Consider the following 21,180-nt stretch of genomic DNA (forward strand, 5'->3'; position numbering starts at 1 on the left):
CCGGCGACACCGGCGGCGGCCTGGGTGTGACCGATGTTCGACTTGATCGAGCCCAGCCACAGCGGCCCGCCGGAACGGTCCTGGCCGTAGGTGGCCAGCAGCGCCTGCGCCTCGATCGGGTCACCCAGGGCGGTGCCGGTGCCGTGTGCTTCCACCGCGTCTACATCAGCGGCACTCAGCCCCGCGTTGGCCAGAGCTTGACGGATCACCCGCTGCTGCGCGGGACCGTTCGGCGCGGTGAGCCCGTTGGAGGCGCCGTCCTGGTTGACCGCTGTTCCCCGTACCACGGCAAGGATGGACCGACCGGCAGCTCGCGCCGCGGAAAGACGCTCGACCAGCAGCATCCCCGCGCCCTCGCCCCAAGCCGTGCCGTCGGCAGCGGCGGCGAACGACTTGCAGCGGCCGTCGGTGGCCAGGCCGCGCTGGCGGCTGAAGTCGACGAAGGCGTCCGGGGTGGACATCACGGTGACGCCGCCGACCAGGGCCATCGTGCACTCGCCGGAGCGCAGCGCCTGCACGGCGAGGTGTAGCGCGACCAGCGACGACGAGCAGGCGGTGTCGACGGTGACGGCCGGGCCCTCCAGGCCGAACGCGTAGGAGACCCGGCCGGAGACGACGCTGCCGGCGGTGCCGGTGCCGAGGTAGCCCTCCAGGTCGCTGGGCACGTCGTGGCGGTGGGTGGCGTAGTCCTGGCCGTTGGAGCCGGCGAACACGCCGATCTGCTGGCCGCGCAGGCTCAGCGGGTCGATCCCGGCCCGTTCGAACGCCTCCCACGACGTTTCCAGCAGCAGCCGCTGCTGCGGGTCCATCGCGAGGGCCTCGCGCGGCGAGATGCCGAACAGGGCCGCGTCGAAGTCGGCGGCGCCGTGCAGGAAGCCGCCCTCGCGGGCGTACGACGTACCGGCGTGATCCGGGTCCGGGTGGAACAGCGTGTCCAGGTCCCAGCCGCGGTCGGCGGGGAACTCCCCGATCGTGTCGGCGCCCGCGGCGAGCAGCTCCCAGAGCGCCTCGGGGGTGTCCGCGCCCCCGGGGAACCGGATACCCATGCCCACGATGACGATCGGGTCGTCGGTGGTCACGCCGGTCGGCGCGGTGACCTGCTCCGGCAGGGTGCCGGCGAGCTGCTGCTGCACGTAGGCGGCGAGCTGTTCCACGCTCGGATGGTCGAACGCGAGCGTGGCCGGCAGCGTGAGCCCGGTCGCGGCGTTCAGCCGGGTACGCAGTTCGACCGCGGTCAGCGAGTCGAAGCCCAGTTCTTTGAAGGCCCGGCCGGGCGTGATGGCGTTGGTGGAGGCGTGGCCCAGCACCGCGGCGACGTGGGTGCGCACCACGTCGGCGACCAGTCGTACGCGTTCGGGTGCGGCGAGGCCGAGCAGCCGCTGACCGAAGGTGGAGAACACGGTGCCGGCGGCGGCCGGTGCCGTGGTGAGCGCGGCGAGCAGCGGGCGCTCGCGGGCCGCGGCGAACAGCGGTACGAAGTCATCCCAGCGCACGTCGGCGAGGGTGATGGCGGTGTCGCCGGCCCCGACCGCGGCGGCCAGCGCGGCGACGGCCTGCTCCGGTGGCAGGGCGAGCAGGCCCTGCCGGCGCAGGGTGGCGGTCTCGTGCTGGTCGGCGGCCATGCCGATCCGGTCCCAGGGTCCCCAGGCCAGTGCGGTGCCCGGCCGGCCCTGGGCGCGGCGGCGCTCGACGAGGGCGTCGAGGGCGGCGTTCGCGGCGCCGTAGGCGGCCTGGCCGCGGCTGCCCCAGACGCCGGAGATGGAGGAGAACACTACGAACGCGCCGACGTCGCCGGCGAGGTCGTCCAGGTGCCGGGCGCCGTCCACCTTGCCGGCGACGACCCGGCGCAGGTGGTCGTCGTCCGCGTCGGCGAGGGTGGCGTCCTCGCCGATCCCGGCGGCGTGCACCACCGCGTCGAGCGGGCCGACCGCCGCCAGCAGGGCCGCGACGGCGTCCCGGTCGGCCAGGTCGCACGCGTGGATCTCGGCGTGCGGCAGCGCGGCGAGCAGGTCGGCGGCGCCCGGCGCGTCCGGGCCGCGCCGCGAGACCAGCACCAGCCGGTCGGCGCCGTGCGCGGCGGCCCAGCGGGCGACCTGCGCGCCGAGCCCGCCGGTGCCGCCGGTGATCAGGACGGTGCCGCGCGGCTGCCAGGTCCGCCCGGACGTGGCGGGCGCCGGGGTGAGCCGGCGCAGCAGGATGCCGCCGCCGCGCACCGCGATCTGGTCCTCGGCGCCGAGCGCGCCCGCCAGGACGGCGCCGATGCGGGCCGTGGCGCGGGCGTCGACGGTCTCCGGCAGGTCCAGCAGGCCGCCCCAGAGGCCGGGGTGTTCGAGGCCGAGCACCCGGCCGAGGCCCCACAGGGCGGCCTGGTCCACGTCGGGGGCGCCGTCGGCCGGCCCGGTGCGGACCGCACCCCGGGTGACCAGCCACAGCGGCACGTCGCGGCCGGCCGCGATCAGGTCCTGGATCAGGTGCAGCGCCTCGGTGAGCGAGGACGGCGCGGCGATCACGCCGGTCCGGGCATCCGCCACGGGCACCACGGTGGCGCCCAGCCCGGTCAGCACGCCGGCGAGGTCGTGCCCGTCGTCGCCGGCCACCGCCCAGGTGCCGGTGAGCCCGGCCGGGGCCGGGTCGGCGGCCGGGCGCCAGGTGACCCGGTAGCGCCAGCCGTCGACGAGCGAGCGGGACTTGCCGCGTTCGCGCCAGGACGCCAGCGCGGGCAGCACCCCGGCGACGTCCTCGGTGTCGACGCCCAGTTCGGCGGCGAGCGCGCCGGGGTCGGCCCGGTCGACGGCCGCCCAGAACAGCGTGTCGGCGCCGGCCGGGCGGGCCGGGGCGCTGTCCAGCCAGTAGTGCTCGCGCTGGAAGGCATAGGTAGGCAGGTCCACCAGGTGGGCGTGTGGGTACAGCGCCCGCCAGTCGACCGGGGCGCCCCGGGTGTGCAGGGCGGCGAGCGCGGCGGCCACCGTCTGGTGCTCGTCGTGGCCGCGGCGCAGCAGCGGCACCGCGCCGGGCACCAGCGCGGACAGCACCGCGTCCGGGCCCAGCTCCACGAACCGGGTCACGCCGGCGAGGGCTTCGAGCGCGTCGGCGAACCGGACGGTGTGCAGCACGTGCCGCACCCAGTACTCGGGGTCGGTCCACTCCCCCGGGCCGACCGGCCGGCCGGTGACCGTGGAGACGACCGGCACCGTCGGTTCGCGGAAGGTGAGGAAGCGCAGCAGCCGGCGGAACTCGTCGAGCATCGGCGCCATCAGCCGGGAGTGGAAGGCGTGACTGGTCCGCAGCCGGGTGGTGGTCCAGCCGTGCCCGGCGACGACCGCCAGGTCCGCGTCGGTACCGGAGACCACCACCGCCGCCGGGCCGTTGACCGCGGCGATGTCCAGGTCCGGGAACGCGGCGCGGACCTCGTCCTCACCGGCGCGCACGGCGAGCATCGAGCCGCCGGGCGGCAACGCTTGCATGAGGCGGCCGCGCGCGCCGACCAGGGCGGCGGCGTCGGCAAGCGACAAAACCCCGGCAGCGTACGCCGCGGCGATCTCCCCGATCGAGTGCCCGGCGAGCACGTCCGCGGTGATGCCCCGGTGCCGCACCAGGGCGAGCAGGCCCACCTGCACGGCGAAGATGGCCGGCTGGGCGTACTCGGTGCGGGCAAGCAGGTCCTCGTCGGCCAGCGCCTCGCGCAGCGGCCGGTCGAGCTGGATGTCGAGGTACCAGGCGGCCTCGTCGAAGGCGGCCGCGAAGACCGGTTCGCGGGCGCACAGCTCGCGGCCCATCGCCACACGCTGCGAGCCCTGCCCGGTGAACAGCAACGCGGTGCGGCCCTCGGCCACGGTCCCGGTGATCACCGTGGCGGACGGGTCGCCGGCGGCCAGCGCGGCGAGTCCCCGGGCCAACTCGTCACGGTCGGCGCCGAGCACGACGGCCCGGTGCGCGAAGTGCGTGCGGGCACTGGCCAGCGACCAGCCCAGGTCCGCCAGGCCGGCGTCCGGCTCACCGAGGCGGTCCAGCAGGGCCGCCGCTTGCGCGGCAAGAGCTTTGGGGGTACGCCCGGACAGCGTCAATACGACGGTCGACGGCACGTCCCCGGTGGCCGGGTGCTCCGCCTCGTCCGGCGCTTCCAGGATCACGTGGGCGTTGGTGCCGCTCATGCCGAACGAGGAGACCGCCGCGCGCCGTGGCCGGCCGGTGCCGGGCCAGGGCTGCGCCTCGGTCAGCAGCCGGACGGCGCCGGCGGTCCAGTCGACGTGCGGGGTGGGCTCGTCGACGTGCAGCGTCGCCGGCAGCACGCCGTGCCGCATCGCGTGGACCATTTTGATCACGCCGCCGACCCCGGCCGCAGCCTGGGCGTGACCGATGTTCGACTTGAGCGAGCCGAGCCACAGCGGATCGCCGGTGCGGTCGCGGCCGTACGTGGCCAGCAGCGCCTGCGCCTCGATCGGGTCGCCCAGGGTCGTGCCGGTGCCGTGCGCCTCGACGGCGTCCACGTCCTGCGCGGTGAGCCCGGCGTTGGCGAGCGCCTGGCGGATCACGCGCTGCTGCGACGGGCCGTGGGGTGCGGTCAGCCCGTTGGAGGCGCCGTCCTGGTTGACCGCCGAGCCGCGGATCACCGCGAGCACCCGGCGGCCGGCGGCCCGCGCCGTGGAGAGCCGCTCGACCAGCAGCATGCCGACACCCTCGGCCCAGGCGGTGCCGTCGGCGCCGGCCGCGAACGGTTTGCACCGGCCGTCCGGGGCGAGGCCGCGCTGCCGGGAGAAGGCCAGGAAGGACGCGGGGCTCGCCATCACGGCGACACCACCGGCCAGCGCCATGGTGGCCTCGCCCTGGCGTACCGCCTGCGCGGCCAGGTGCAGGGCGACCAGCGACGACGAGCAGGCGGTGTCGACGGTCAGGGCCGGGCCCTGCAGGCCGAGGGTGTAGGAGACGCGGCCGGAGGCGACGCTCGCCGCGTTGCCGGTGACCAGGTAGCCCTCCAGGCCGTCGGCGGCGTCCTGCAGGCGCGGGCCGTACTCCTGGGCCTCCGCACCGACGAACACGCCGACGCGCTGGTCGCGCAGGGTCTCCGGGGCGATGCCGGCGCGTTCCAGCGCCTCCCACGAGGTCTCCAGGACCAGGCGCTGCTGGGCGTCCATGGCCAGCGCCTCGCGGGGACTGATGCCGAAGAAACCGGCGTCGAACCCGGCGGCGTCGTAGAGGAAACCGCCGTGCCGGGTGTACGTGGTGCCGGGGTGCTCGGGGTCGGCGTCGTAGAGCGCGGCGAGGTCCCAGCCGCGGTCGGCCGGGAACTCGCCGATCGCGTCGGTGCCGGTCGCGACGAGCTGCCAGAGCGCCTCGGGTGTGCCGGTGCCGCCGGGGAACCGGCAGGCCATGCCGACGATCGCGATCGGCTCGCTCGGATCGCCGGGCCCGTCGCCGGTGCCGTCCGGTTCGGGCGCCAGGTCGAGCAGCTCCGTGTGCAGGTGGCGGGCGAGCGCGGCCGGCGTCGGGTGGTCGAACGCGAGGGTGACCGGCAGCGCGAGACCGGTCGCCGCGGTCAGCCGGCTGTGCAGTTCGACGGCGGTCAGCGAGTCGAAGCCGGACTCGAAGAACGTGCCGCCGGCCGCGACGGGTTCACCGGCTGGGCGGCGCAGCGCGGCCGCGGCCAGCTCGGTCACCAGGTCGGTGAGCATCCGCCGGGCGTCGGCGGGCGCCAGGGTGGCCAGGCGGTCCCGCAGCTCGTTCGAACCTGTCATAACGCGACCACCATTTCGGCGAAGCAGAACACACTTTCGCGCGAGGTTAAGTGGCGGCGCTTTCGCGGCAGAGCCCCTGCGGCACCCCTAGGGGGTGATGCTCACGGCGTTTTCTTCGACCGGTTCGGGCACGGGCGGGAATTCGTCGCCGAGAAAGGGTTCGAGCATTCCCGGGGTGGCCGCGCGAATGAGCGCGAGACCGTCGGCGAGGGCCACGTCGCGGATCTTGTAGCCGCCGCGGCCGGCGGGCACCAGGGCGACCAGGGTGGCCAGCCCGGCGCGGCGCTGGGCGCTCGAGCGGTTGATGCCCCAGCCGAGGATGCCGGAGCGGTCCAGCAGCACGGTGCGCCGGGCGTACGTGCCGCAGCGGGTGACCAGGTAGCGGCCGAGCAGCCCGGAGCCGAGGTTGCGGTAGGCGTCGACCGCCGCGGCCAGCGCCACCGGCAGCAGCACCAGGGCGCTGATCCAGGCGAGGTGCAGCAGCACGTCGGTGAGCAGCAGACCGAGGATCACCAGCGGCGCCTCGAGCACCGCGACGGCGGCGAGGGCCCAGGTGATCCGCCGGCGCAGCGCGGCGCGGGGTGCCCCGGTCAGGGTCAGCCCGGCCAGCAGGTCCGGTCGTTCGCCGAGCACGGCGGTGGCGACCCGCTCGGCCTCGGCCCGGGAGGCCGGCGGCAGCAGGGCGCTCTTCATCGACGTCGGCCGGTCGTCGGCGCTGCCCAGCCCGGTGGCCACCGCGTTGAGCCGGGCGCCGTGGGCCCAGCGCAGCGGCAGCGGTTCGGTGAGCTGCACCCCGCGCAGCCGGTCGCGGTCGAGCCACACCGACCGGGTGCTGAACAGGCCGCGGTGCAGCCGGAACGTGCCCGCGCCGGCGTGCTGCAGGCGGTAGTCCCACCAGGTCTCGACGAAGGTGGCCACCGAGGTCAGCGCGCCGAGCAGCAGCACCACCAGGATCGGCAGGACGATCGCGAGGGCCAGCGGCAGATCGGCCAGGGTGAACCACAGGTCGCGCAGCACACCGACCTCAGCCGGGTTGATCTTCAGCGAGTCGAGCAGCCGGGCGAAGCCGCCGACCACGACACCGACGCCGGCGACGCCCCAGAGCGTGAGCGGGGCGTAGCGCAGCCAGCGCCAGGTCAGCACGGCGAGCGCGGCGTCCCCGCCGGTCGCGTCCTGGGCGAGCCGGCGCAACTCGTCGGCGCGCGCGACGGTCACGCCGTCCAGGGTCAGGTGCCGGCCGTCACCGGCCACGTGCTCGCCGGTGCTGAACCGGACCGCGCGCAACCCGAGCAGCCGGTGCAGCGGGGTGGCGGTCACGTCGACGGTACGGATCCGGTCGCGGGGAATGGTGCGGAAGCGCCGCAGGAACGCCCCGGAGCGCATCTCCACCCGGTCCGCGGTGATCCGGTAGCGGGTGGTGGCCAGCCGGACCGCGAAGGCCGCCGCGATGACCAGGAAGCTGAGCAGGATCGAGCCGAGGGTGATCACCGCGGCGAGGTCGAGGGTGCCGCCGGTGAGCAGCAGGGTGAGCAGGATCGAGCCGAGCGGCGGGATCAGCCAGGTGAGGCTGATCGCGACCATCCGCGGGTGCAGCCGCTGCCACTGCTGCGCCGGGTCCGGCGTGGTCACTGCCCGTCTCCGGGGGTGGCCTGCGCGCGGCCGGCAAGGGTTTCGGCCAGCTGCTGGGCGAGCGTGCGGTCGAGGCCCTGGATGCGGATCGGCCCGGCTGCCGAGGCGGTCGTCACCACCAGCCCGGTCAGCCCGAACAGCCGCTGGATCGGCCCGCTCACCGTGTCCACGGTCTGCAGCCGGGCCACCGGTGCGATGCGGGAGCGCTGCCAGAACCAGCCGGAGACCGCGTAGACCGCCTCGTCGGTGGTCTCCCAGCGGTGCACCCGGTAGCGCCAGATCGGCATCACCAGCAGATAGGCCAGCCCGAGCCCGGCGACGATGCCGAGGCTGAGCCCCAGCCAGGTGCGGGCCGGCGGGATCAGCGCGGTCAGCAGGGTGAGCACCGCGACCGGCGGCAGCACCACGACGGCGGCCTGCACGCTCCACCAGCCGAGGACGCGTCGTTCCAGCCGGTGACGGGGACGGCGCAGCTGTGGCGGGTCGTGGTCGGACACCCGGCCAGCATAGGGGCCGGACAATTTCCGGCCGTTGTGGGATTGCGCACTGGGGTGCTGCGGCCGGATAGGGGTTGCCGATTTCCGGGGCCGCAGATAGCAATTCGCAGGCCACGTCACAGCGCCTGCTCGAAATGCGGGGATAAACGACCGGTGAATGCTTCGGAAACTGCAGGGACAATGCGTGTCGCGTGCTGGCAGCCCGCATGGGTGCCCGGCCGGGCGCACCGCGACGCCTTCCTGGTCCGGCTGGGCACGGTCGCCGCGGACGCGGCGCACGGCGGCGCCACGCTGCTGATCACGCCGGAGATGTCGGCGACCGGGTATCACCTGGGCCGGGCCCGGACCGCGGAGCTGGCCGAGCCGGCCGGCGGGCCGCTGGCCGACGCCGTCGCCGAGATCGCCGCCCGTGCCGGTGTCGCGATCGTCTACGGCTGGCCCGAGCGTGACGGCGACCGGATCCACAACAGCGTCCGGCTGGTCGACGCCGCCGGTACGGCCACCGTCTACCGCAAGACTCACCTGTACGGCGAGGGTGACCGTGCGGTGTTCACCGCCGGAGACGAGCTCGTGGTGCAGGCGCGGCTGGGCCCGCTCACCGTCGGCCTGCTGGTCTGCTACGACGTCGAGTTCCCCGAGACGGTCCGGGCGCACGCGCTGGCCGGCACGGAGCTGCTGGTGGTGCCGACGGCGCTGGCACGGCCCTGGGAGGTCGTCGCGCGCACCCTGGTGCCGGCCCGGGCCTTCGAGAGTCAGCTGTTCGTCGCGTACGTGAACTGGTACAGCGACGGCCCGGACGGCTACTGCGGGCTGAGCCGGGTGCTCGCGCCGGACGGCACCGCGCGCGGCGCCGGAGAGGGCGACACCGAGACGCTGTTGTTCGCCGACGTGGACCCGGCGGTGATGCTGGCCGCCCGGCAGGTCACGCCGTATCTGGTCGACCGGCGCCCGGAGCTGTACGGACCGGTCCGTTGACCACGTTCGCCGAGATCACCGCGCCACCGGTGACCATGTTCGGCCCGGACTTCCCGTTCGGCTACGACCGGTGGCTGGCCCATCCGGACGGGCTGGGCGCGGTGCCCGCCGACCGGCTCGGTACCCCGGTCGCGGTGGTCGGCGGCGGTGTCGCCGGGCTGGTCGCCGCGTACGAGCTGATGCGGCTGGGGCTGCGCCCGGTGGTCTTCGAGGCCGAGCAGCTCGGCGGCCGGATGCGCTCGGTCAGCTTCGAGGGCCATCCCGGCACCGTCGCCGAGCTGGGCGCGATGCGGTTCCCGCCGTCGGCCACCACGCTGTTCCACTACGTCGACCTGGTCGGCATCGGCACCCGGCCGTTCCCGAACCCGCTGACCGCGGCCACGCCGCACACCGTGGTGGACGTCAACGGCGACCGGCGTAGCGCGCACCGCAGCGACGACCTGCCGTCGGTGTACCAGGAGGTCGGCGACGCCTGGGCCAAGGTCCTCGAGGAGGGCGCCGACTTCACCGCGATGGAGTCCGCGATCCGCCGCCGCGACACCGTGACGCTCAAGGCGCTCTGGAACCGGCTCGTGCCGCTGCTCGACGACCAGTCGTTCTACGGTTTCCTGTCGTCGTCGCCGAGCTTCGCGTCGTTCCGGCACCGGGAGATCTTCGGCCAGGTCGGGTTCGGCACCGGCGGCTGGGACACCGACTTCCCCAACTCGATGCTGGAGATCCTGCGGGTGGTCTACACCGCGGCCGACGACCGGCACCTGAGCCTGGTCGGCGGCGCCCAGCAGCTGCCGCTGCGGCTCTGGTCACACGCGCCGGACACCATGGCGCACTGGCCGGCCGGCACGTCGCTGGCGTCGCTGCACCCGGAGGGCTTCCGCCCGGCGGTCTCCCGGCTCTCCCGCAGTGCCGAGGGGATCCGGGTGGCGACCGCGGACGGTGGCGCCGACTTCGCCGCGGCGGTCGTCACCCCGCAGGTACGCCTGCTGCTCAACCGCATCGACACCGCCGAGGATCTGCTGCCGGCCGACGTGTGGACCGCGGTGGAGCGCACCCACTACATGGGCGGGTCGAAGCTGTTCGCGCTGGTCGACCGCCCGTTCTGGACCGACCGCGACGAGCGCACCGGCCTGCCGGTGATGGGCATGACGCTCACCGACCGCGCCCCGCGCGGCGTCTACCTGTTCGACGGCGAACCGGGCGAGCCGGGCGTGATGTGCCTGTCCTACACGTGGAACGACGACTCGCTCAAGACGGCCGCGTTGCCGGCGGGCGAGCGCCTCGACGTGATGCTGCGCCACCTGCGCCGCGTCTATCCGGGCGTGGACATCGGTGGCCGGATCATCGCCCCGCCGGTCGCGGTGACCTGGGAGACCGAGCCGCATTTCCAGGGCGCGTTCAAGGCCAACCTGCCCGGCCAGTACCGCTACCAGCGCCGGCTGTTCACCCACTTCATGCAGCGCGACCTGCCCGCGGCCCAGCGCGGGCTGTTCCTGGCCGGCGACGACGTGTCGTGGACCGGCGGCTTCGCCGAGGGCGCGGTGACCACCGCACTCAACGCGGTGTGGGGCGTGCTGAACCACCTCGGCGGCGCCACGCCCGCGACGAACCCGGGCCCGGGCGACGCGTTCGACGCGATCGCACCGATCGACCTGCCGAGCGGATGACGGGACGGGGCCGATCGGTCGCGGGCGGGCGGTCAGCGGCGCGGGCGCACCAGCACCCGGCGCAGGTCGCAGAGCTCGACGGCGAAGGTGTCCACCGTGCTGCGCAGCCGGGAGAACATCGTGTCCGGCCCGGCCACCCAGAGCCGATCGACGCCCTGCTCGCGCAGGCCACGGACGGTGTCGAGCCAGCGGATCGGGCGCACGAACCCGTCGAGCAGCGCGGTGCGCAGCGCCACCGGGTCGGTCAGCAGCGCGCCGTCCTGATACGACACGATCGGGATGCGCGGGGCCGCCAGGGTGTACCGGGCGTAGACCTGCTGCATCCGGGCGCGGACCCCGGTGAACAGCGACGCGTGCGCCGGCGGGCGCATCGTGTAGAGCGAGTAGCCGCCGGCCGCGCTGATCGACGCCTTGAAGCCGTCCAGCGCGGTCTCGCGCAGCGACACCATGTGGAAGTCGGTGTCCAGCCGGCCGGAGACGTCGTGCCAGTCCAGGCCAGCCAGCAGCTCGTCGAGCCGGTCCGGCGGCACCCGGGTGAACGAGTGCGTGACGACGTCGCGGTGCTCGGTGGCGAAGTAGTCCTTCTCAGCGCGGGCGATCTCGTCGACCAGGCGCACCGTGTCGGCCAGCGCCAGCGCGCCGGTGTAGGCCAGCGCGGCCCGCTCGCCGAAGCTGGGGCCGGCGCAGTACGCCGGGGTGGCGCCGTGTTCACGCTGCGCCCACTCGGCCAGCGCCAGGCAGGCGACGAGCACCGCCACCTGGACCGGGGCGGCGTAGTCGTCGTCGGCGGGGGCGTCGGCCAGCGCGTCGCTCAGGTGGTAGCCGAGCACGTCGTCGGCCTCGGCCAGGCGCTGCCGGGCGTACGGATGGATCTGCAGGAAGGTGCCGAGGTCCTTGCGCCGCACCGGCGACAGTGCGGGAAAGACGATCGCGTCGCTCATGCCGGCACCTCGGCCGGCAGTTGCAGCGCGGCCCGTTCCAGCGCGGCCCGGTCGGGTTTGCCGTTGCGGTTGAGCGGCAGCCGGTCCAGCACGACCACCCGGTTGGGCTGTTCGTAGGCGGGCAGCACCGCGCAGATCTGCTCGCGCCACCGGGCCACGTCCGCGCCGGTCTCGTCCTCCACGAAGAAGGTCAGAGAGCTGCCGCGGCGCTCGTCCGGGGTGGCGATCACCTTGGTCGAGCAGCCCGCGGTCGCCAGCCGGGCCTCGATCAGCTCGGGGTAGAGGGTGTAGCCGAACCGGCGCACCGCCAGTTTGCGCCCGGCGACCTCGAGGTTGCCGTGCTCGTCGAGCCGGCCCAGGTCGCCGGTGCGCCGCCAGGTGCGCGGCGCCGGGTCCACCTGGCCGTCCGCGTCGAGGTAGCCCTCCATCAGATCCGGGGAGTCGACCTCGATCTCACCGATCTCGCCGGCGCCGAGCGGCTCGCCGTCGTCGCCGACGATGCGCACGCCCATGCCGTCGACCGGCTGTCCGGTGGCGACCGGGTTGTCCTCGGTGGCGAACGCGACGTTGCCGAGTTCGGTGCTGCCGTAGCTGTCCAGCAGCGGTTTGCCGAACAGCGCGAGGTAACGGGCGGTCACGGTGGGATCGAGCGGCGCGGCGCCGCTGCAGAACAATCGCACGGTACGCAGATCGCCGCCGGGCGCGCCGGGCCGCCGATCGACCAAATTCGCGAGGGTACGGTAGGTCGCCGGTGTCGCGTCCAGCACGGTGGCACCGGTCTGCCCGGCCATCCGCAGCGCCCGGTCCGGCCGCCGGTACGGGGCGATGACCAGCGAGCACCGCACCAGCCACGCGATCAGGACCATCGACAGGCCGTACTGGTGGGAGAACGGCAGCAGCGGCAGTAGCACGTCGTCGCGGCGGTGACCCATGTGCTCGGCGTTGCGGCGCAGGTTGTCCAGGAACCGGGCGCCGGTCTTGACGATGCCCTTGGGGGTGCCGGTCGAGCCCGAGGACCACATGATCAGGCCGTCCGGCAGTGCCCGCCAGACGTCCAGGTCGAGCGGGCCGTCCAGGGCCGGGCCGGTGCGGGCCGCGGCGGCGGCCAGCAGCTGGTAGACGTAGACCGTGCGGCCCTCGGCCGGTGGCACGGCGTCGTCGTCGACGATCGCCAGTTCGGCGCCGGTCAGCCGGTGCACGCGAGTGGTCTCCTCGGCCTTGTCCTGGTGGTCGAGCAGCACGATGGAGGCGCCGGCGCGGGCCAGGCCGAGCAGCACGGTGACCCAGCCGGCCGAGTTGTCCGCCTTGAACAGCACCCGGGTGCCGGGCCGGACCCCGAGGCCGGCGAGCACCTCGGCGACGCGGGCGGCGGTGCGTTCCAGCTCGGCGAGCGGCTGGGCGGAGTCGGACGCGAACACTGTGGCCGTCATCGGACTAAAGGTCCTTCCGCGTTACGGGCGGACGCGTCAGACCAGCGGGAACTTGAGCTGGCCGGAGGCGATCGGGTTGACGTAGTCGGTGCTGACCATCCCGGCCTTCTTCATGGCCAGGCCGGTCAGGCCCTCGAAGATGGCCCGGCGCGCGTTCATGGTCGTGGTGTAACCGGGGTCCAGGTGCGGGGCGACCTCGACCACGTCGATGCCGATGACGTTGGTCTCGGCACAGATGCGCCGGAACGCCGGGAACAGCTCGCGCGGGGTCAGGCCGCCGGGTTCGGGGGTGCCGGTGCCCGGGGCGTACGCCGGGTCGAGCACGTCGATGTCGAGTGACAGGTAGACGAACTCGGGCCCGTCGAGCACTTCCTCGATGACCTTGTCGAGCACGGCGGTGAAGCCGGAGCGCTCGATCTCCACCATGAAGTGGGTCCGCAGTCCCTGCCGGCGCATCCAGTTGAACAACTGGTCGTCGGGTCCGGTCGGGGTGCGCAGTCCCACCTGGATGAAGTTCTTGCCGGGGATCTTCTTCTCCTCGATCAGCCGCCAGATCGGGGTGCCGTGCGTGACGCGGTGGCCGAAGATGTGCTCGTGGCAGTCCGGGTGGGCGTCGAAGTGGACGACACCGATCTTGTCCGGTCCGTAGAGGTCGGCCAGCGCGCCGACGCTCGCGATCATCAGCGAGTGGTCGCCACCGAGGATGACCGGGATGGCACCGGTCTGTGCGACCTCGGTGACGGTCGCGGCGATCGACGGCAGCGACTTCTCCACACTGAAGATGTCGATCGCGGCGTCGCCGTAGTCGACGACCTTGAGCTGCTGGAACGGGCTGACCCGGGTGCTCGGGCTGATCAGCAGCTCCGGGGTGTTGAACAGGTAGCGCTCGTCGGAGCGCAGCGCGCGGGGGCCGTACGCGGCGCCCCGGTGGCCGGACGAGGAGTCCAGCGGCACGCCGAGCACCGCGACGTCGACGCCGCCGGCACGCAGGTCGGCCGGGTCGAGGCAGACCGGCAGCCCCATGAACGTGGGGATGCCGGAGTAGGCGGCCTGCAGGAAATTGCGGCGCAGGTCGATCGGACCGGGTTCGCGCGCCGGTGCCTGGGTGCGGTCGACCGGAATCTGCCAGTCCTCGCCCGCTCCGTTTTCCGTCACGCCACTTCCTCACCGTGAAAGCTGTCGGCGCCATTATCAAGCGCCTGCCCCGGACCGTACGGAATGCGGAATGACGGACCAACCCCAGCACACCCCCTAGCAGTTAAGACGCATTACTTCAGAGACCGTCCACGGTCAGATCAGACGCACGAAATCATCCGTTAAACTTTCCGTCCAAAAGAGACGCACACGACATGGGAGCGCACCCAGTTTTCGATGACCCAGAGCGATAACGCCTGCTCGCTCCGCATGGTCTCTACCCTTTTTGCCCGGATACGAGATGATCTTGGGTCGATGCTTTTCGCCGTACGTACCCGATTTGCGACCCCGACGAAGGTCCAAAGTTCACGGCTGCGTTGATTGCTCCACCCATCCAGCCGATGCCATACTCGCTGCGCCGTACAAAACCCGGAAATGATTCCGCAACGATGGCAACCGATACACCCCTATCGGTTGTCTATTTTTTCGTGCACACGAAGGAATGCGTCCCCCGCACCGCAACCCGGATAACGGGCGGTGACTTCTAGGAGAAGCCACGCATGTTTGTCGAACGACAGGAACAACTCGCCGCATGCGACGATGCCCTGGCGGCCTGCCGGGCCGGCGAGGGACGCGTCCTGGCGATCACCGGTTCGCTCGCCAGCGGGAAATCCACGATGCTGCGCGCCCTGGTCGACCACGCCCACCGGGCCGGCTACGCCGTCGTGCGCGGCACCGGCGCCCGCACCGAGCGGGAGCTGCCGCTGAGCCTGGTCAACCAGTTCTGCGCCGACCTGCCGTTCTCCGCCGAACGCCCGGACCTCGCCGCACTGATGCGCGAGGTGCACGGTGCGGCACTGCGCCACGGCCACACCCCCGGCCGGATGATCCCCGACCCCCGGCTGGGCACCCTGCTCGCGACGGCCGCGGCGGCGCTGCTGACCGGCGCCGAGCACACCCCGCTGCTGATCGCGATCGACGACCTGCACCACGTCGACCCGCTGTCGCTGCACTGCCTGCTCTACCTGATCCGGCGCATCCGCCACGCCCGGATCCTGGTCGCGGTGGCCAGCGGCGACCTCGTCGAGCCGTCCGACCCCCAGCTCTACGCCGAGCTGCTGGAACTGGCCGCCGGCCACCACCTCGCCCTGCCGCCGCTGACCCGCCGCGGCGTGGGCGAGCTGCTCGCCGACGCCCTCGGCGAGCGCCCCGGCGAGACCCTCGTGCGGGCCTGCACCGAAGCCTCCGGCGGCAACCCGCTGCTGACCAGCACACTCATCGCCGACCTGCGCGACGCCGGCGGGCCCCACCTCGACCACGACGGTCAGGTGCAGCCGGGCCGCGCGTACACCACCGCGCTGCGCCGCTACGTGGAGCGCTGTGACCCGGTGCTGCGCCGGATCCTGGCGGCCGCCGCGCTGTTCGACGGCACCCCGCCGGCCGACGCCCTCACCCTCGCCCGCCTCGCCGAGGTCGACACCGCGGCCGCCAGCCGCACCCTGGCCGCGCTGGAGAGCGCCGGGCTGATCAGCGACGGCCGCCTGCCGCACGCCAGCGCCCGCCAAGCCGTGCTCGACCAGCTGCCGCCGGCCACCGTGACGGATCTGCACCTGCGCGCGGCCCGGCTGCTCTACGAACAGGGCGCGGCGCCACTCGCGGTCGCCCGGCACCTGCTCGCCGCCGGCCGGGCCCCGGGCTGGGCCGCCGCGGCGCTCGGCGTCGCCGTCGACGGCCTGCTGGCCGCCGGGGACACCGCGCCGGCGGTCGCCCTGCTGCGCCTGGCCCACGACGGCGCGGCCGACGACCGGCAGCGCGCCGCACTCAAGGTGGACCTGCTGCGGGCCGAGTGGCGTGGCGATCCGGCCGCCGCCGGGCACCGGCTCGATCAGCTGATGGCCGTCGCCCGGGCCGGGCAGCTGACCGCGGCCGGCCGGATGGTCGTCGCGCACTGCTTGCTCTGGCTCGGGCGCAGCGTCGAAGCCGTCGAGGTGCTCGACGGGATCACTCGCTCCGACACCGACGCGACGGTGCGCTCCGAGATCCGGCTGCTCACCGCATGGATCCGCTTCACCACGCCCGGTCTGCTGCGCGACGAGGCGTCCACCTCGCTGCCGGCGGGCCGGACCACCGAGGTCGCGGTCAGCATCCCGGACTCGCTGGCACACACCCTGGACACCCTGCACAAGGGCCCGACCAGCGCGGGAGTGCTGGTGGCCGAGCAGGCCCTGCAGCGTTCGCCACTGTCCGGGCGGACCCTGACCGCCATCGCCGCCGCGCTGACCATCCTGATCCACGCCGACCATCTGGAGACGGCGAGCCTGTGGACCGAGCGGCTGCTGAGCCAGGCCGGTACGCACGCCGCCCCGTCCTGGCAGGCCCAGCTGCTGGCCATCCGGGCCGAGATCGCGCTGCGCACCGGCCGGCCCGCCGAGGCCGAACGTTCCGCCGAGGCCGCGCTCGCCGCGATCTCCCGGCAGAGCTGGGGCCCGGCGATCGGCTACCCGCTCAGCACGCTGATCCTGGCCCACGTCGCCCGCGGCCGGCTCGCCGAGGCCGGCCGGCTGCTCGACGACCCGGTGCCGGACAGCATGTTCGAGACCATGTGGGGCCTGCTGTTCCTGCGCGCCCGCGGCAGCTACTACCTGGCCGGCGGCCGTGCGCAGGCCGCCCTCGACGACTTCACCACCTGCTGGGACCTGACCGCCGGTTGGGATCTCGACCTGCCGTCGATCGCGCCGTGGCGCGTCGACGCCGCACACGCCCACCTGCGCCTCAACCAGCCGGACCAGGCCCGCGCACTGGCCGAGAGCCAACTCACCCAGCTTCCCCCGGAGCCCAGCCGGGTCCGCGCCGCGACCCTGCGGGCCCTGGCCGGCACCGTGCCGCTCGGGCAGCGCCCGTCGCTGCTGCGCGAGGCCGCCGAGATCCTGCGCGCCTGCGGTGACCGGCTGCTGCTGGCGCACACGCTGGCCGACCTCGGCGAGGCGCAGCGGTCGCTGGGCGACTTCCACCGCGCCCGGATGACCGTGCGCCGGGCGTACGACCTGGCCGGCGACTGCCAGGCCGACGCGCTGCGGGCCCGGCTGCTGCCCGACGTCGACGACGTGGTCGCCGACAGCAGCGACCGCAGCGACGCGGAGGCGCTCGGTTCGCTCAGCGACGCCGAACGCCGGGTCGCCACTCTGGCCGCGCAGGGCAGCACCAACCGGCAGATCGCCACCCGGCTCTGCGTCACGGTCAGCACCGTGGAACAGCACCTGACCAAGATTTACCGCAAGCTCGACGTGGCCCGGCGAGCGGACCTGCTGATCAAGCTCGGTCCGCGGATCAGCAACGTGGCCTGACCGCCGTGGAACCGTTGTCAGTCCAGCACCCGGCGCAGCACACCCGGCGCGCCGCCGCGCTGGCGCCACTCGCGGGGGTAGCCCACCGACACCTCCTCGAAGCGGACGCCGTCGTACCAGGTCGTGCGGGGGATGTGCAGATGGCCGTAGACCGCCGCCGCGGCCCGGTACTTCACGTGCCAGTCGGCGGTCAGCTCGGTGCCGCACCACTGGGCGAACTCCGGGTAGCGCAGGATCCGGGTGGGCTCGCGGACCAGCGGCCAGTGGTTGATCAGCACGGTCCGCAGGCCTGGGTCGACGGCGTCGAGCCGCCGCGCGGTCTCGGCCACCCGCTGCCAGCACCACTGCTCCCGGCTCGGGTACGGGTCCGGGTGCAGCAGGATCTCGTCGGTGCACACCACGCCCACCTCGTACGCCCGGGCCAGCGACGCCTCCTTGGTCGCCAGGCCCGGCATCCGGAACGAGTAGTCGTAGAGCAGGAACAGCGGCGCGACGACGACCGGGCCGCCGTCGCCACGCCACACCGGGTACTCGTCCTCCGGCGTGACCACACCGATCGCCCGGCACGCATCCACCAGCTTGCGGTAGCGCGCCTCACCGCGTTCCTGCTCCGGATCGTCGCGTGGCGTCCACAGCTCGTGGTTGCCCGGCGACCAGATCACCTTCGCGAACCTGTCTGCCAGCAGCTCCAGTGTGCGCACCACGTCGGCGAAGACCTCACCCACGTCGCCGGCGACGATCAGCCAGTCACCGTCGTCGGCCGGTCGCAGGCCCTCGACGATCTCCCGATTCTCGGCGTAGGACACGTGGAGATCGCTGATGGCGTACAAACCCGGGGTGCTCACCGCAGCAGGGTAGAACCGGCGCCCGGCGCCGCACACCCCTGCCGGACCCCGGTCCGGGCGTGTCCATCGATCGATGGACACGGCTGTCGCTCGGCCGGATCTCGCGGCCGCCGAACCCGCTGCCGGAGGCTGGCACCGTGACAGACGCAGTACGGGTACGTGGCCTCCGCAAGCACTACCAGGGCTCCACCGCCGTCGACGGGGTGGACCTCGACATCGCCGAAGGCGAGATCTTCGCCCTGCTCGGCCCCAACGGCGCCGGCAAGACGACCACGGTGGAAATCCTCGAGGGCTTCCGCAAGCGCGACGCCGGCGAGGTACGGGTGCTCGGCGAGGACCCGCAGCGGGCGTCGCGCCGCTGGCGTTACGGCATCGGGCTGGTCCTGCAGAGCGCCTCCGACATGGCCGACATGACCGTCGCCGAGACGGTCCGGCACTTCGCCCGCTACTACCCCGACCCCCGGCCGGCCGACGAGGTGATCGACCTGGTCGGGCTGACCGCCAAGGCCGGCGCCAAGGTCCGTACGCTCTCCGGCGGTCAGCGCCGGCGCGTCGACGTCGCGATCGGGGTGATCGGACGGCCCCGGCTGCTGTTCCTCGACGAACCGACGACCGGCTTCGACCCGGAGGCCCGCCGCCAGTTCTGGGCGCTGATCCGCCTGCTGTCCGCACAGGACGCCACCACGATCCTGCTCACCACCCACTACCTCGACGAGGCGGAGACGCTGGCCGACCGGGTCGGCGTCATCGCCGCCGGGCGGATCCTGGCCGTCGACACCCCGGCCGAGCTCGGTGGCCGCGCCACTGCCGAGGCCGAGGTGAGCTGGATCGAGGACGGCACGCCTCGCACCCTGCGTACCGCGGAGCCCACCGCGGCCGTGCGCGAGCTCGCCGACCGGCTCGGGCCGGAGATCCCGCACCTCGCCGTGCGGCGGCCGTCCCTGGAAGACATCTACCTCGACCTGATCGGAAGCCCCCAGTGACCGCGTCGACCACCGAACGCCCCGCACCGATCGAGCGCGCCCTGCGCGAACCCTCGGTCGTCTCGCTGTGCGCGGCCCGCGCCGGCGTCGAGCTGCGCCAGTTCTTCCGCGAACGCACCGCGGTCATCTTCACGTTCGCGTTGCCGGTCGTGCTGCTCGTGCTGCTCGGCTCGATCTTCGACAAGCAGATCGCTGGCAGCGGCATCCCGGCCAGCCAGCTGCTGGTCGCCGGCATGATCGCCGCCGGCATCGGTTCCACCTGCTTCGTCAACCTGGCCACCAGCATCACCAGCGACCGCGAGGACGGCACGCTCAAGCGGCTGCGCGGGGTGCCGATGCCACCGATCGCATACTTCGCCGGCAAGATCGTCCTGGTTCTGGTGACCGCGGCCGCCGAGGTCGCGATCGTGCTGGCCGTCGGCATGGCCTTCTACGACCTGCCGCTCCCGGCCGACGCCACCCGCTGGGCCACCTTCACCTGGATCCTGCTGCTGGGCGTCATCGGCTGCGCCCTGCTCGGCACGGCGATGAGCAGCGTCCCGCGATCGGTGCGCGCCGCCGCGCCGATCGTCAACCTGCCGTTCCTCATCCTGCAATTCGTCTCCGGCATCTTCATCGTGCCGCTCACGACGCTGCCGGCCCCGTTGCAGCAGATCGGGGCGCTGTTCCCGCTCAAATGGATGGCGCAGGGCTTCCGCTCGGTGTTCCTGCCCGACTCCGCGGCCGCCATGGAGCCGGCCGGTGCCTGGGAGCACGGCCGCATCGCGCTGGTCCTCGGCGCCTGGTGCCTCGGAGGGGTGATCCTGTGCCTGACCACGTTCCGCTGGCAGGGCCGCAAGGACGGGTGACCGCGCTGCCCGCGCCCGACGAGTGGCTGCGCTGGCAGCCGCTGTGGGACGCGTACTTCGTCGTCGCCGCACTGGGCAGCCTCGCGGCCGTGCTGCTCACCGGGGAGGCCACCCCGGTCCGGCGCGCCGCGGCGGCCGGGCTGCTGGCCGTGCTGCTCGCCGCGCACCTGCTACTGGGCCGCCGGTTGATCCGGGCCGCGCGCGGCAGCCGCACGGCCCTGCTCTACCAGCTCGGCGTGGTGGTCGTCTTCACCGCCGCCGTGCTGCTCGCCCCGGCCAGCGCGTTCATCCTGTTCGCCCTCTGCGGCCCGGTGTTCATGACGGTCGGCCCGGTCGTCGGCACCCCGGTGGTGCTGGTGCTCAACCTGGTCTGGCTCGCCGGCGCGCCGGCCGGTGCGCTGCTGCCGGTCGCCGTGGCCGGCGCGGTCCTGTCGGTGCTGCTCGGCGTCTGGGCGAGCTCCATCATCCGGCAAAGCACCCAGCGCGCGGACTTGATCCACGAGTTGCGGCGCACCCGCTCCGAGGTGGGCCGGCTGTCCTACGAGGCCGGCCGGGTCGCCGAACGCGAGCAGGTCGCCGACGCCCTGCACGACACCCTCGCCCAAGGCCTGTCCAGCACGATCATGCTGGTGCAGGCGGCCGGCGCGACGCTGGACACCGACGCGGAACGGGCCCGGTACCTGCTCGCGCTGGCCGAGGCGACCACCCGCGACAACCTGGCCGACGCGCGGGCGCTGATCGCGTCGCGCCCGCTGCCCGAGGCCGAACCCGCCTCGCTGGCCGACACCCTGGGCCGCGAGGTCGACCGGCTGCGCGACGTGCACGGCATCGACGCGCGCCTGCGCATCGACGGCACGACGGACCCCGGCGACACCGCCCTCAACGTCGACCTGCTGCGGCTGGCGCAGGAGGCACTGAGCAACGTCCGCAAGCACGCGGGCGCCGAGCGGGTCGACGTCACCCTCACCTCCGGCGACGACGGGATCAGCTTGGAGATCAGCGACGACGGGCGGGGCTTCACCCCCGGCATCACGCCGTCCGGGCACGGGCTGCCGCTGATGCGGCGCCGGCTGCACGCGGTCGGCGGGCAGTTGCACATCGACTCGGCGCCCGGCACGGGCACCCGCATCCGGATTCAGGTGCCCTCTTGACAGTCCTCCC

Annotated in this window: 13 protein-coding genes; 6 read left to right on the forward strand and 7 right to left on the reverse strand. The window is 73.6% G+C overall.

Annotation, left to right across the window (positions count from 1 at the left end):
- From Apa02nite_RS48970 to Apa02nite_RS48980, 3 genes are all read right to left on the reverse strand, one after another.
- On the reverse strand, window positions 1–5,732 hold a 5,732-nt coding region (locus Apa02nite_RS48970; RefSeq protein WP_275412921.1), incomplete at its 3' end, for a type I polyketide synthase.
- A gap of 87 nt (window positions 5,733–5,819) precedes the next feature.
- Window positions 5,820–7,361 (reverse strand): PH domain-containing protein, encoded by a 1,542-nt coding sequence (locus Apa02nite_RS48975; protein ID WP_203831275.1) that lies wholly within the window; start codon window positions 7,359–7,361, stop codon window positions 5,820–5,822.
- The gene (locus tag Apa02nite_RS48980) at window positions 7,358–7,858 is read right to left on the reverse strand and encodes a PH domain-containing protein (protein WP_203831276.1); all 501 of its coding nucleotides are present in this window, start codon (window positions 7,856–7,858) and stop codon (window positions 7,358–7,360) included. The genes Apa02nite_RS48975 and Apa02nite_RS48980 overlap by 4 nt, the downstream gene beginning before the upstream one ends.
- A 180-nt stretch (window positions 7,859–8,038) precedes the next feature.
- Here Apa02nite_RS48980 and Apa02nite_RS48985 point away from each other — a divergent pair, with 180 nt between their 5' ends.
- Complete coding sequence (locus tag Apa02nite_RS48985; protein WP_203831277.1) at window positions 8,039–8,833, forward strand: carbon-nitrogen hydrolase family protein; 795 nt, start codon at window positions 8,039–8,041, stop codon at window positions 8,831–8,833.
- Window positions 8,830–10,494, forward strand: coding sequence for a flavin monoamine oxidase family protein (locus tag Apa02nite_RS48990; protein ID WP_239165113.1), 1,665 nt, complete (start codon window positions 8,830–8,832; stop codon window positions 10,492–10,494). The genes Apa02nite_RS48985 and Apa02nite_RS48990 overlap by 4 nt, the downstream gene beginning before the upstream one ends.
- Window positions 10,495–10,526: 32 nt before the next feature.
- On the opposite strand, the gene Apa02nite_RS48995 is transcribed toward Apa02nite_RS48990, so the two are convergent.
- The 3 genes from Apa02nite_RS48995 to Apa02nite_RS49005 are packed head-to-tail and all read right to left on the reverse strand — an operon-like array spanning window position 10,527 to window position 14,020.
- Entirely contained in the window at window positions 10,527–11,435 is a 909-nt protein-coding gene (locus Apa02nite_RS48995; protein WP_203831278.1) for an ACP S-malonyltransferase, read from the reverse strand.
- Window positions 11,432–12,865, reverse strand: a complete 1,434-nt coding sequence (locus Apa02nite_RS49000; RefSeq protein WP_203831279.1) for a class I adenylate-forming enzyme family protein — start codon at window positions 12,863–12,865, stop codon at window positions 11,432–11,434. The genes Apa02nite_RS48995 and Apa02nite_RS49000 overlap by 4 nt, the downstream gene beginning before the upstream one ends.
- A 36-nt stretch (window positions 12,866–12,901) precedes the next feature.
- Window positions 12,902–14,020 carry an agmatinase family protein gene (locus Apa02nite_RS49005; protein WP_067701276.1) on the reverse strand — a complete coding sequence of 373 codons (1,119 nt, stop codon included), beginning with the start codon at window positions 14,018–14,020 and terminating at the stop codon, window positions 12,902–12,904.
- A 539-nt stretch (window positions 14,021–14,559) separates the two neighbouring features.
- Here Apa02nite_RS49005 and Apa02nite_RS49010 point away from each other — a divergent pair.
- On the forward strand, window positions 14,560–17,343 hold the full coding sequence (locus Apa02nite_RS49010; RefSeq protein WP_203831280.1) for a helix-turn-helix transcriptional regulator: 2,784 nt from the start codon (window positions 14,560–14,562) through the stop codon (window positions 17,341–17,343).
- 17 nt (window positions 17,344–17,360) lie between these two features.
- On the opposite strand, the gene Apa02nite_RS49015 is transcribed toward Apa02nite_RS49010, so the two are convergent.
- Window positions 17,361–18,224, reverse strand: a complete 864-nt coding sequence (locus tag Apa02nite_RS49015; RefSeq protein ID WP_373873109.1) for a metallophosphoesterase family protein — start codon at window positions 18,222–18,224, stop codon at window positions 17,361–17,363.
- A gap of 101 nt (window positions 18,225–18,325) precedes the next feature.
- Here Apa02nite_RS49015 and Apa02nite_RS49020 point away from each other — a divergent pair, with 101 nt between their 5' ends.
- Genes Apa02nite_RS49020 through Apa02nite_RS49030 form a run of 3 tightly spaced genes read left to right on the forward strand, consistent with a single transcriptional unit; the run spans window position 18,326 to window position 21,170 of the window.
- The gene (locus Apa02nite_RS49020; RefSeq protein WP_203831282.1) at window positions 18,326–19,171 is read left to right on the forward strand and encodes an ABC transporter ATP-binding protein; all 846 of its coding nucleotides are present in this window, start codon (window positions 18,326–18,328) and stop codon (window positions 19,169–19,171) included.
- Entirely contained in the window at window positions 19,168–20,019 is an 852-nt protein-coding gene (locus tag Apa02nite_RS49025) for an ABC transporter permease (protein ID WP_239165114.1), read from the forward strand. Before Apa02nite_RS49020 ends, Apa02nite_RS49025 begins: the two co-directional genes overlap by 4 nt.
- The gene (locus Apa02nite_RS49030; RefSeq protein WP_203831283.1) at window positions 19,977–21,170 is read left to right on the forward strand and encodes a sensor histidine kinase; all 1,194 of its coding nucleotides are present in this window, start codon (window positions 19,977–19,979) and stop codon (window positions 21,168–21,170) included. Before Apa02nite_RS49025 ends, Apa02nite_RS49030 begins: the two co-directional genes overlap by 43 nt.
- Window positions 21,171–21,180 lie beyond the last annotated feature (10 nt).

Origin of the sequence: Actinoplanes palleronii (assembly GCF_016862315.1) — a bacterium.
GTDB classification, from domain to species: domain Bacteria; phylum Actinomycetota; class Actinomycetes; order Mycobacteriales; family Micromonosporaceae; genus Actinoplanes; species Actinoplanes palleronii.

Bases quoted from the DNA above. Each gene is read 5' to 3' on its own strand.
- Apa02nite_RS49010 (WP_203831280.1), top strand. From the start codon at position 14,560: ATGTTTGTCGAACGACAGGAACAACTCGCCGCATGCGACGATGCCCTG.
- Apa02nite_RS49000 (WP_203831279.1), bottom strand. From the start codon at position 12,865: ATGACGGCCACAGTGTTCGCGTCCGACTCCGCCCAGCCGCTCGCCGAG.
- Apa02nite_RS48995 (WP_203831278.1), bottom strand. From the start codon at position 11,435: ATGAGCGACGCGATCGTCTTTCCCGCACTGTCGCCGGTGCGGCGCAAG.
- Apa02nite_RS48985 (WP_203831277.1), top strand. From the start codon at position 8,039: ATGCGTGTCGCGTGCTGGCAGCCCGCATGGGTGCCCGGCCGGGCGCAC.